A 12,680-nucleotide genomic window follows, 5' to 3' on the forward strand; every position below is an offset into this window, starting at 1 on the left:
ATGAGCGATACGAAGCGTTGGTACGTTGTACAAGCTTTTTCCGGTTTTGAGGCGCGTGTTGCTGAGTCGCTGAAAGAACACATTAAAATGCACGGCCTGGAAGACAAATTTGGCGAAGTACTCGTGCCAAAAGAAGAAGTGGTCGAAATGAAGGCTGGCGTGCGTCGTAAGAGCGAACGTAAGTTCTTCCCGGGGTATGTGCTGGTTGAGATGGTCATGGATGATGAAACGTGGCACTTAGTGAAAAGCGTACCACGGGTATTAGGATTCATCGGCGGTAGCAGTGAACGTCCTACACCGATTTCAAAGCGTGAAGCTGACGCGATTTTGGATCGCTTACAAGACTCACAAGACAAACCGAAACCGAAAACCTTGTTCGAACCGGGCGAAGTCGTGCGTGTTAACGACGGTCCGTTTGCTGACTTTAATGGTACCGTTGAGGAAGTCGACTACGAAAAAAGTCGCGTTACGGTATCGGTCTCTATCTTCGGTCGTGCAACGCCTGTAGAGCTAGAGTTCAGCCAGATCGAAAAAGCGTGAGTAAAAAATAGCCGACAAGGCATTGATCGTGGATGCGAATTCGCCTATAATTCGCGTCCTTTTTTAACGGGGAGCCGATTGAGTAATTTGACTCTGACAAGTTACGAGGCGTTACACCCACAACAGAGGTGATAATCATGGCGAAAAAAGTATCAGCCATCATCAAGTTACAGGTAGCTGCTGGTTCAGCTAACCCTTCACCACCGGTTGGTCCTGCATTGGGTCAGCATGGTGTTAACATCATGGAATTCTGTAAAGCGTTTAACGCACAGACCGACAGCCTGGAAAAAGGTGCACCGGTTCCTGTAGAAATTACAGTTTTCGAAGATCGTTCATTCACGTTCATCACTAAGACACCTCCTGCAGCCTTCTTGCTGAAGAAAGCAGCCGGTATCAAGAGCGGTTCTGGTCGTCCTAACACTGAAAAAGTGGGTACCGTTACTCGTGCGCAATTAGAAGAAATTGCGAAAGTGAAAGAACCTGATCTGACTGCCGCTGACCTTGACGCAGCAGTTCGTACTATCGCCGGCTCTGCCCGTGCGATGGGCCTAAATGTGGAGGGCTAATCAATGGCTAAATTATCAAAACGCGCTCGTTTGATCCGCGAAAAAGTTGAAGCCCGTGACTACGACGTTAACGAAGCAATCACACTGTTGAAGGAACTGGCTACTGCCAAGTTCACTGAAAGTGTTGACGTTGCTGTTAACCTAGGTATCGATGCACGTAAATCAGACCAAAACGTTCGTGGTGCTACTGTACTACCTAACGGTACTGGCCGTGATGTTCGTGTTGCTGTGTTCACTTCAGGTGACAACGTAGCAAAAGCACAAGAAGCTGGTGCAGACATCGTAGGTATGGAAGATCTTGCTGAGCAAGTTAAGAAAGGCGAGATGAACTTCGACGTTGTTGTTGCATCACCAGACGCGATGCGCGTTGTCGGCCAGTTAGGTCAAATCTTAGGTCCACGCGGCCTGATGCCTAACCCGAAAACCGGTACCGTAACACCAGACGTGGCAACAGCGGTTAAAAACGCTAAAGCCGGTCAGGTACGCTATCGCAACGACAAAAACGGTATCGTTCACGCGACCATCGGCCGTGTTGACTTCGATAACGACAAATTGAAAGAAAACTTAGACGCCTTGTTGGCAGCATTGAAGAAAGCGAAGCCTTCTTCTGCTAAAGGTGTTTACTTTAAACGCATCAGCCTGTCTACCACGATGGGTGCTGGTGTGAGCATTGACCAAGGCACGGTAAGCGCCGGTTAATTGCTGTAAAGGTTTGTGGGTTGGAGCTGCCGTGCCGTTGTCCAAAAGACAATGACACAAGGCTCTCATCCAAGACCGTAGGTGTACCGCGAGTATTTCAGTAGTATCGAATAGCGGCACTTAATTTCCTACGCAGATGGTGATATCCGACTCAGGCTCTCTGGGTAAGAGATTCACCGGGACAACGCGGTGGGGGTAACCTCACTTAACTTGTAACGAGGGACTTAGGTCCCGAATTTAAACGAGGTGATATCAGTGGCAATAGGTTTAGCCGGAAAGAAGGCCATCGTTAAGGAAGTTAACGAAGTAGCTTCAAACGCGCTAGCTGTCACCGTTGCTGAATATCGAGGCATCGAAGTTGCCGACATGACTGAGCTGCGTAAGAAAGCTCGTGAGCAAGGCGTATTCGTGAAAGTTGTACGTAATACTCTTGCAAAGCGTGCCTTCGAAGGTACTCAGTTTGACGACATGGCGGATGCACTTAAAGGACCTCTTATTTACGGCTTCTCTTTGGACGCACCGGGCGCTTCAGCTCGCTTGTTCAAAGATTTCGCTAAAGAAAATAAGAAACTGCAAGTGACGGCTCTGTCGATCGGTAATGGCATCATGGGTCCAGAAAAACTGGACGCAGTTGCTTCACTTCCGACTCGTGATGAAGCATTGGCTAAATTGCTCGCCACCTTCAAAGCACCTGTTAGCAAATTCGTTAGAACAGTTAACGAAGTACCTGCTAAGTTTGTGCGTACGTTGGCGGCAATTAAAGACGCTAAATAATACGTTGGTTTTTAAACCATTTTTTGTAATTATCAACCCAGGAGTTTAGAGTAATGGCTCTGACTAAAGACGATATCTTAAACGCGATCGCTGAAATGCCAGTTATGGAACTGGTTGAACTGATCGAAGCAGCTGAAGAAAAATTCGGCGTTGACGCATCTGCAGCAGTAGCAGTAGCAGCTGGCCCAGCGGCTGGCGGCGAAGCAGCAGCTGAAGAGAAAACTGAATTTGACGTAGTACTGAAAGGCGCAGGCAGCAACAAAGTTGCAGCGATCAAAGCAGTACGCGGCGCAACTGGCCTTGGCTTGAAAGAAGCTAAAGCTATGGTTGAGTCTGCTCCAGTAGCAGTCAAAGAAGGCGTAAGCAAAGACGAAGCTGAAGAGCTGAAAAAGCAGCTTGAAGAAGCTGGTGCGGAAGTTGAAGTTAAGTAATTTAACTTTAGCTCTACATCTGGCCTAGCGGCCTTAGGCTGGTGGTTAATTGACCACCAGCCTTTTCGCGCTTTAACGCTTGTATCATTTTTGCCCGTCGTTGGGATACAAGTTAGCGGTACAGAACAACGGGAACAACAGACTAACACTCTGTATTTAACCATCGAACCACTCGTTGGTTAGGGTCATCAATCAGCTAGCTGAGGAACCCCATGGCGTACTCCTACTCAGAGAAAAAACGTATTCGTAAGGACTTTGGAAAACGGCCACAAGTGCTGGAAGTCCCTTACTTGCTGTCAATGCAGCTTGATTCATTTAAGAAATTTATTGAAGTTGATCCAGAAGCTAACAATGGTCTGGAAGCAGCTTTTCGTTCGGTTTTTCCGATTGCCAGCTACTCAGGTAATGCGGAACTGCAGTACGTCAGTTACCACATGGGTGAGCCTGCGTTCGACGTTGAAGAATGTCAGATCCGCGGAATCACGTATTCTGCGCCACTGCGTGTGAAACTGCGTCTGGTTCTGTTTGATAAAGAAGCAGCCGCTGGAACAGTTAAAGACATCAAAGAACAAGAAGTGTACATGGGCGAAATCCCACTGATGACAGAGAACGGTACGTTCGTCATCAACGGTACCGAACGCGTCATCGTGTCACAACTGCATCGTTCGCCGGGTGTGTTCTTTGATCATGATAAAGGGAAGTCACACTCCTCAGGTAAAGTGTTGTATAACGCGCGCGTTATTCCTTACCGTGGCTCCTGGCTTGATTTCGAATTTGATCCTAAAGACAACGTATTTGTGCGTATTGACCGTCGTCGTAAGTTGCCGGCCTCGATCATTTTACGTGCACTAGAATACACAACCGAAGAAATCCTCGAGATGTTCTTCGAAACCACGTATTTCGAAATTCTCAAGACCAAAGTAAAAATGCAATTGGTGCCTGAGCGTTTACGTGGTGAAACCGCCAAATTCGACATCAAATCTCCTGATGGTGAGGTTATTGTTGAAAAAGGCCGTCGTGTTACTGCACGTCATATTCGCCAACTTGAAAAGCTTGAACTTTCCGAACTGGAAGTACCGGTTGAGTACATGGTCGGTAAAGTATTGGCTAAAGATTACGCGGACAAGAAAACCGGCGAAATCGTTGCCAATGCCAATGACGAGCTGACCTTAGAGCTGATCGCTAAATTAAGCGAAGCGGGCATCAAGAAAATTGAAACCCTGTTCGTCAACGACCTCGACCACGGTCCATACATGAGCGAAACGTTGCGTGTTGATAGCACAACGAACCGTATGGAAGCGCTGGTTGAAATCTACCGCATGATGCGCCCGGGCGAGCCGCCCACGCGTGACGCGGCTGAAGCCTTGTTCGACAACCTGTTCTTCAGCGAAGATCGTTACGATCTGTCAACCGTAGGTCGGATGAAGTTTAACCGTCGTTTGGGTCGTGAAGACCTGACCGGTCCAAACACCCTGACCAATGAAGACATTATCGAAGTGATGAAGAAGCTGATCGAGATCCGTAACGGTCTTGATGAAGTGGATGATATCGATCACTTGGGTAACCGTCGTATCCGTTCGGTTGGCGAAATGGCGGAAAACCAATTCCGCGTTGGTTTGGTACGTGTAGAACGTGCTGTGAAAGAGCGTTTGTCACTGGGTGACTTGGATAACACCATGCCTCAGGACCTGATCAACGCCAAACCAATCAGCGCTGCGGTCAAAGAATTCTTTGGCTCAAGCCAGCTGTCGCAATTTATGGACCAAAACAACCCGTTGTCAGAAGTTACCCACAAACGTCGTATCTCGGCGCTTGGTCCGGGTGGTTTGACGCGTGAACGTGCCGGCTTCGAAGTTCGTGACGTACACCCGACTCACTATGGTCGCCTGTGTCCTATCGAAACTCCGGAAGGTCCAAACATCGGTCTGATTAACTCGCTATCGACCTTTGCGCGCACCAATGAATATGGGTTCTTAGAAACCCCTTACCGTCGCATCGAAAACAGTCAGGTAACCGATGATGTGGTTTACTTGTCCGCTATCGAAGAAGGTAATTACGTTATCGCACAGGCGAACGTAGCGCTTGACGACGAAGGTAAGCTGGTTGAAGACTTGGTTCCTTGCCGTCACAAGAACGAATTCACCCTGGTCAGTAAAGAACAGGTTGAGTATATGGACGTTGCACCGCAGCAGATCGTATCGATCGCAGCGAGCATGATCCCGTTCCTTGAACACGATGACGCTAACCGTGCATTGATGGGTTCAAACATGCAACGTCAGGCGGTTCCGACGCTGCGTGCGGACAAGCCGTTAGTCGGTACAGGCATCGAGCGCACCATCGCCGTTGACTCGGGTGTTTGTGTGGTGGCTAAACGTGGTGGTGTGGTTGACTACGTTGACGCGGCACGCATCGTTGTTAAGGTTAACGAAGAAGAAATGGTACCTGGAGAAGCGGGTATCGATATTTACAACCTGACCAAGTACACCCGTTCTAACCAGAACACCTGTATTAACCAGAAGCCTACGGTTAACCCTGGTGAGCCGGTAACTCGTGGTGATGTACTGGCCGATGGTCCGTCGACGGATCTGGGTGAATTAGCCCTAGGTCAGAACATGCGCGTAGCCTTCATGCCTTGGAATGGTTACAACTTTGAGGATTCGATCCTTATTTCTGAGCGTGTCGCTCAGGAAGACCGCATGACCACCATCCACATTCAGGAATTGAACTGTGTGGCTCGTGACACCAAACTGGGTGCCGAAGAGATCACCTCTGATATTCCAAACGTTGGTGAATCAGCACTGAGCAAGCTTGACGAAGCCGGTGTGGTTTATGTCGGTGCCGAAGTTAAAGGCGGCGATATTCTGGTTGGTAAAGTAACACCGAAAGGTGAAACTCAGCTGACCCCGGAAGAGAAGCTATTGCGTGCCATCTTCGGTGAAAAAGCGTCTGACGTAAAAGACAGCTCGCTGCGTGTACCAAACGGCGTTAATGGTACCGTCATTGATGTACAGGTATTTACTCGTGACGGCGTTGAAAAAGACAAACGCGCTATCGCCATCGAAGAGATGCAACTGGCTAAGGTTAAGAAGGACTTAACGGAAGAGTTCAAGATCCTTGAAGAAGGTATCTATAACCGCGCCCGTAACCTGCTACTGGCCAATGGTTTTGATGAAGCTAAGCTGGCCAGCATGGATCGCAGCAACTGGCTGACGCAAGGTCTGAGCGACGAGAGCGCGCAAGAGCAGTTAGAGCAGATCGCCGAGCAGTACCAGCAGATCCGTGAAGACTTCGATCAGAAGTTCGAAACCAAACGTCGCAAGATCACTCAAGGTGATGACCTGGCGCCGGGTGTACTGAAGATCGTTAAGGTTTACCTTGCGGTTAAACGTCGCATCCAGCCTGGTGACAAACTTGCCGGACGTCACGGTAACAAGGGTGTTATCTCGACCATTATTCCGGTCGAAGATATGCCACACGATGACGAGGGTAATCCGGTCGACATCGTACTTAACCCATTGGGTGTACCGTCGCGGATGAACATCGGTCAGATCCTTGAAACTCACTTGGGTATGGCGGCACGTGGTATCGGTATCAAGATTGATAAGATGCTGAAACAACAGCGTGCGATGCAGGATCTTCGTGACTTCCTGCAGCAGGTCTACTCATTGGGTGATTGCCGTCAGAAGGTCGACATTGCGGAATTCAGTGATGACGAAGTGTTACGTTTGGCGAATAACCTGCGTGCCGGTCTGCCGACAGCAACACCAGCATTTGATGGTGCTGTAGAAGCTGAAATTAAGGAACTGTTGAAGTTAGCAGATATCCCTGAATCAGGCCAAATCACCTTGTTCGACGGCCGTACCGGTGAGCGTTTTGAGCGTGATGTAACGGTTGGTTACATGTACATGCTGAAGCTGAACCACTTGGTTGACGACAAGATGCACGCGCGTTCTACCGGTTCTTACAGCTTGGTTACTCAGCAGCCGCTGGGTGGTAAAGCACAGTTCGGTGGTCAGCGTTTCGGTGAGATGGAAGTCTGGGCACTGGAAGCTTATGGTGCTGCGTATACCCTGCAGGAAATGCTGACGGTTAAATCGGACGATGTGAACGGTCGTACTAAGATGTACAAGAACATCGTTGATAATAACCTGCAGATGGAAGCAGGTATGCCTGAATCCTTCAACGTATTGTTGAAAGAGATTCGCTCACTGGGCATCAATATCGAGCTGGAACAGGGCTAATACGCTGTTGCGGAATGAATTCGGGGAGTGCTCGCACTCCCCTGAGGTTTGAACTCCGACAGGAGATAAATCGTGAAAGACTTGCTTAAGTTTTTAAAACCGGCTAACCAGACAGAAGAGTTCGATGGTATTCGAATCCAACTGTCATCACCTGATATGATCCGCAGTTGGTCATACGGTGAGGTGAAAAAGCCGGAAACAATCAATTACCGTACTTTCAAGCCAGAACGTGACGGCTTGTTCTGTGCGCGTATTTTTGGTCCGGTAAAAGACTACGAATGTTTGTGTGGTAAATACAAGCGTTTGAAGCACCGTGGCGTTATCTGTGAGAAGTGTGGCGTTGAAGTTACACTGACCAAGGTACGTCGTGAGCGTATGGGTCACATCGAACTGGCCAGCCCGGTTGCACATATTTGGTTCCTTAAGTCACTGCCGTCTCGTATCGGTTTGATGCTGGACATGACGCTGCGTGACATCGAACGCGTGCTGTACTTCGAATCTTATGTGGTAACCGAAGGTGGCTTGACGTCACTGGAACAAGGCCAGATTCTGACCGAAGAAGAATACCTTGATGCGTTGGAAGAGCACGGCGACGAGTTCGACGCGAAGATGGGTGCGGAAGCCGTACTTGATCTGTTACGCGCCATCGACATCGATGCTGAGATCCAACAGCTGCGTGAAGAGTTGCCGGAAACCAATTCCGAAACCAAGCGTAAGAAAATCAGCAAGCGTCTGAAATTACTTGAGTCGTTCCAAATGTCAGGTAACAAGCCTGAGTGGATGATTCTGAAAGTATTACCGGTGTTACCACCGGATTTGCGCCCATTAGTACCGTTGGACGGCGGTCGTTTCGCGACTTCGGATCTGAACGATCTGTACCGTCGCGTGATCAACCGTAACAACCGTCTGAAGCGTCTGCTTGACTTAGCAGCACCTGACATCATCGTACGTAACGAAAAACGTATGTTGCAGGAAGCCGTTGATGCGTTGTTAGATAATGGTCGTCGTGGCCGTGCTATCACTGGCTCGAACAAGCGCCCACTGAAATCACTTGCCGATATGATCAAAGGTAAGCAGGGTCGTTTCCGTCAGAACCTGTTGGGTAAACGTGTTGACTACTCAGGTCGTTCGGTTATTACCGTTGGTCCTAAGTTGCGCCTGCATCAGTGTGGTCTGCCTAAGAAGATGGCATTGGAACTGTTCAAGCCATTTATTTACGGCAAACTTGAGCGCCGTGGCTTGGCAACAACCATCAAAGCCGCGAAGAAGATGGTTGAGCGTGAAACCGCAGAGGTTTGGGACGTTCTTGATGAAGTCATCAAAGAGCATCCGGTGCTGTTGAACCGTGCCCCAACACTTCACCGTTTGGGTATTCAGGCATTCGAACCGGTACTGATCGAAGGTAAGGCAATTCAGTTGCACCCATTGGTGTGTGCGGCCTATAACGCCGACTTCGACGGTGACCAAATGGCCGTTCACTTACCGTTGACGCTAGAAGCGCAGCTAGAAGCGCGTGCGTTGATGATGTCGACCAACAACGTACTGTCGCCAGCCAGTGGTGATCCGATCATCGTTCCTTCACAGGACGTTGTCTTAGGTCTGTACTACATGACCAAAGAAAAGATCAATGCCAAAGGCGAAGGCATGGCGTTTAAGAGCCCGTCGGAAGCTGAAAAAGCCTACCGTAACGGCTTGGTTGAACTGCACTCTCGCGTGAAGGTACGTATCACGGATACCACCATTCACGAAGACGGCACCAAAGAAACCAAAACGCAATTGCGTGATACGACCGTCGGTCGTGCATTGTTGTCACTGATCATGCCGAAAGGCTTACCGTTTGAGCTGATCGATCAGCCAATGGGTAAAAAGCCAATTGCTCGTATGCTAAACCAGGCATACCGTGATTTAGGTCTGAAAGACACCGTTATTTTTGCTGACCAGGTTATGTACACAGGTTTCCATTACGCAATGGTCTCCGGTGCATCGGTTGGTATCAACGATATGGTTATCCCGGATGCCAAAAAAGAAATCGTTGAAGCTGCGGAAGAAGAAGTGGCAGAGATTCAGGAGCAGTTTGAATCAGGTCTGGTAACCGCGGGCGAGAAATACAACAAAGTTATCGACATTTGGTCAACCGCTAACGAGAAAGTCTCGAAAGCGATGATGGACAACCTGTCGAAAGAAATTGTTATCAACAAAGACGGTAAAGAAGAAGAGCAGGCATCATTTAACTCTATCTTTATGATGGCGGACTCGGGCGCTCGTGGTAGCCCCGCACAGATTCGTCAGTTGGCCGGTATGCGTGGTCTGATGGCGAAGCCGGATGGCTCAATCATCGAAACGCCAATCGTTGCTAACTTCCGTGAAGGTTTGAACGTACTTCAGTACTTCATCTCAACCCACGGTGCGCGTAAAGGTTTGGCCGATACTGCATTGAAGACCGCGAACTCAGGTTATCTGACCCGTCGTCTGGTTGACGTTTCACAAGACGTTGTGATCATGGAAGAAGATTGTGGCACGTTCGAAGGCCTGATCATGAAGCCATTGATCGAAGGTGGTGACGTTGTTGAACCATTGCGCGAACGTGTACTGGGTCGTGTGGTCTGTGAAGACGTCCTCAAGCCTGGTTCTGATGAAGTGCTGCTGCCACGCAACACCTTGTTGGACGAGAAGAACTGCGACATCCTCGAAGAGAACTCCATCGATGAAGTTAAAGTTCGCTCGGTCATCACCTGTGACACGGACTTTGGTGTTTGTGCTCACTGTTACGGCCGTGACTTGGCTCGTGGCCACATGGTTAACCAAGGTGAGGCAGTTGGTGTTATCGCGGCTCAGTCCATCGGTGAACCGGGTACACAGCTTACCATGCGTACCTTCCACATTGGTGGTGCGGCATCACGGGCGACAGCAGAAAACAGTGTCCAGGTTAAAAACCCGGGTACCATCAAGCTACACAACGCGAAATGGGTTGTTAACAGCGATAAAGCGCACGTGATTACCTCACGCTCGACCGAGTTGACGCTGATTGATGAGTATGGTCGTGAACGTGAGCGCTATAAAGTGCCTTACGGTGCGGTACTGAAGAAAGGTGAAGGCGACGCAGTTGAAGGCGGTGAAACCGTTGCAAACTGGGATCCGCACACGCACCCAATCATTACCGAGGTAGAAGGTCGCATCAAGTTTGTTGACTTGATTGATGGTGTCACCATGACTCGTCAGACCGACGAACTGACCGGTCTTTCAAGCGTTGTTGTACTGGAAACAGGTCAACGTACCAGCGCCGGTAAAGACATGCGTCCGATGGTGAAACTGGTGGATGAGAAAGGTAACGACGTAAACATCGTTGGTACCGATATCCCAGCGCAGTACTTCCTGCCGGGTAACGCGATCATCAACCTGGAAGACAACGCCGAAGTGAAAGTGGGTGATACCCTTGCACGTATTCCGCAAGAAGGTTCGAAAACTCGCGACATCACCGGTGGTCTGCCACGGGTTGCTGACTTGTTCGAAGCGCGCCGTCCGAAAGAGCCTGCGATTCTTGCTGAAATCACCGGTACGGTGTCATTCGGTAAAGAAACTAAAGGTAAACGTCGTCTATTGATCACACCAACCGATGGCGGTGATCAGTACGAAGAGATGATTCCGAAGTGGCGTCAGCTGAACGTGTTTGAAGGTGAACACGTTGAGAAAGGTGAAGTTATCGCGGACGGCCCGGAAGCGCCGCACGATATCCTTCGCTTGCGTGGTGTTAGCGCGGTAGCAAACTACATCGTTAACGAAGTGCAGGAAGTTTACCGCTTACAAGGTGTTAAGATTAACGATAAGCACATCGAAACTATCGTTCGTCAGATGCTGCGTAAAGCACTTATCCTGCGCGCTAACGACACTAACTTGCTGGAAGGCGAAATGGTTGAAATGTCTGAGGTACTGGCAGCAAACGCAAAAGCCGAAGCAGAAGGCAAACAGCCTGCGACCTTCGAGCGTCAGCTGTTGGGTATTACCAAAGCATCACTGTCAACTGAGTCGTTTATTTCTGCGGCCTCGTTCCAGGAGACGACTCGTGTCCTGACCGAAGCGGCCGTTGGCGGCAAGAAAGACAGTCTGCGCGGACTGAAAGAAAACGTTATCGTAGGTCGACTGATTCCTGCCGGTACCGGCTATTCGTATCACAAGGAACGCATGCAGCGTCGCCTTGACGAAATGCAGGTGGTAGAAGAAGCGCCTAAGATGACGGCTGAAGAAGCAGAACAGCAACTGGCTGACGCCCTAAATGCGGGTGGCCAGAGCGATGATAGTGCAGAATAAAGCACGTTCTGTTTAGACAGCGTACAGAAGCCGGTACTGATATCAGTACCGGCTTCTTTTATATAGCCTTGACAGGTGAAAATATGACCATTAAAATTCCCGCTCCCGATTTTCGGGATCTGATCGTTAATGGTCAGGATTTAGCGATTTTTCACGCACCCTCGTGCGCGCTAAAAAGCGACATCAACTAAACTAGGAGTAATGAATGGCAACAGTTAATCAGCTGGTGCGTAAAGGCCGTCAGAAGCCGGTTGTGAAAAGCAACGTTCCGGCTCTTGAAGCGTGCCCTCAAAAACGCGGAGTTTGTACCCGTGTTTACACCACAACCCCAAAGAAACCAAACTCTGCAATGCGCAAAGTTTGTCGTGTACGTCTGACCAACGGTTATGAAGTTTCTTCATACATCGGTGGTGAAGGCCACAACTTACAAGAACACTCAGTCGTACTGATCCGTGGCGGTCGTGTAAAAGACTTGCCAGGTGTTCGCTACCACACCGTTCGTGGTGCACTTGACTGTTCAGGTGTTAACGATCGTAAACAAGGCCGTTCTAAGTACGGCGCGAAGCGGCCTAAGTCTTAACGGTTCTCCGTTAGTAAGGCCAAACTTTGTACGTTTTGGGTAATACCCTGAATTAATCGGAGAATATTGAGATGCCAAGAAGACGCGTCATAGGTCAACGTAAAATCCTTCCAGATCCTAAGTTCGGATCCGAGTTGTTGGCTAAGTTTATCAATGTCGTCATGGTTGACGGCAAAAAAGCAGTCGCTGAAAAGATTATCTACGGTGCACTGGACATTCTGGCTGAGAAGTCAGGTAAAGATCATCTGGAAATTTTCGATGCCGCACTAGAAAACGTGCGTCCTACCGTCGAGGTTAAATCTCGTCGTGTTGGTGGTTCAACCTACCAAGTTCCAGTTGAAGTTCGTCCGGTACGTCGTAACGCACTGGCTATGCGCTGGTTAGTTGATGCAGCGCGCACCCGTGGTGAAAAATCAATGTCGCAGCGTCTGGCAGCTGAAATGCTAGATGCATCAGAAAACAAAGGGTCAGCTGTGAAGAAACGTGAAGACGTTCACCGCATGGCTGAAGCAAACAAAGCGTTTGCTCACTATCGCTGGTAAAT

Annotated in this window: 9 protein-coding genes; all 9 read left to right on the top strand. The window is 49.3% G+C overall.

Annotation, left to right across the window (positions count from 1 at the left end; genetic code table 11):
- The 9 genes from nusG (at position 1) to rpsG (ending at position 12,678) form a co-directional block, all read left to right on the top strand.
- On the top strand, positions 1–540 hold the full coding sequence (nusG, locus tag C5610_RS01255; RefSeq protein ID WP_105305516.1) for a transcription termination/antitermination protein NusG: 540 nt from the start codon (positions 1–3) through the stop codon (positions 538–540).
- A 137-nt stretch (positions 541–677) separates the two neighbouring features.
- Positions 678–1,106, top strand: a complete 429-nt coding sequence (gene rplK / locus C5610_RS01260) for a 50S ribosomal protein L11 (protein ID WP_105305517.1) — start codon at positions 678–680, stop codon at positions 1,104–1,106.
- 3 nt (positions 1,107–1,109) lie between these two features.
- Positions 1,110–1,805 carry a 50S ribosomal protein L1 gene (gene rplA, locus C5610_RS01265; RefSeq protein ID WP_105305518.1) on the top strand — a complete coding sequence of 232 codons (696 nt, stop codon included), beginning with the start codon at positions 1,110–1,112 and terminating at the stop codon, positions 1,803–1,805.
- A 255-nt stretch (positions 1,806–2,060) separates the two neighbouring features.
- Positions 2,061–2,579 carry a 50S ribosomal protein L10 gene (gene rplJ / locus C5610_RS01270; RefSeq protein ID WP_105305519.1) on the top strand — a complete coding sequence of 173 codons (519 nt, stop codon included), beginning with the start codon at positions 2,061–2,063 and terminating at the stop codon, positions 2,577–2,579.
- Positions 2,580–2,632: 53 nt separating this feature from the next.
- Positions 2,633–3,010, top strand: coding sequence for a 50S ribosomal protein L7/L12 (gene rplL / locus C5610_RS01275; protein ID WP_105305520.1), 378 nt, complete (start codon positions 2,633–2,635; stop codon positions 3,008–3,010).
- Positions 3,011–3,222: 212 nt separating this feature from the next.
- Entirely contained in the window at positions 3,223–7,251 is a 4,029-nt protein-coding gene (gene rpoB, locus C5610_RS01280) for a DNA-directed RNA polymerase subunit beta (protein WP_105305521.1), read from the top strand.
- A 72-nt stretch (positions 7,252–7,323) separates the two neighbouring features.
- Positions 7,324–11,556 carry a DNA-directed RNA polymerase subunit beta' gene (gene rpoC, locus C5610_RS01285; protein ID WP_105305522.1) on the top strand — a complete coding sequence of 1,411 codons (4,233 nt, stop codon included), beginning with the start codon at positions 7,324–7,326 and terminating at the stop codon, positions 11,554–11,556.
- A 205-nt stretch (positions 11,557–11,761) separates the two neighbouring features.
- The gene (gene rpsL, locus C5610_RS01290) at positions 11,762–12,136 is read left to right on the top strand and encodes a 30S ribosomal protein S12 (protein ID WP_006956845.1); all 375 of its coding nucleotides are present in this window, start codon (positions 11,762–11,764) and stop codon (positions 12,134–12,136) included.
- A gap of 71 nt (positions 12,137–12,207) precedes the next feature.
- A complete protein-coding gene (rpsG, locus tag C5610_RS01295) occupies positions 12,208–12,678 on the top strand; it encodes a 30S ribosomal protein S7 (protein WP_105305523.1) in 471 nt (156 codons plus the stop codon).
- The last annotated feature ends 2 nt before the right edge of the window (positions 12,679–12,680 follow it).

This window comes from Idiomarina sp. OT37-5b (assembly GCF_002968395.1).
Classification (GTDB): domain Bacteria; phylum Pseudomonadota; class Gammaproteobacteria; order Enterobacterales; family Alteromonadaceae; genus Idiomarina; species Idiomarina aquatica.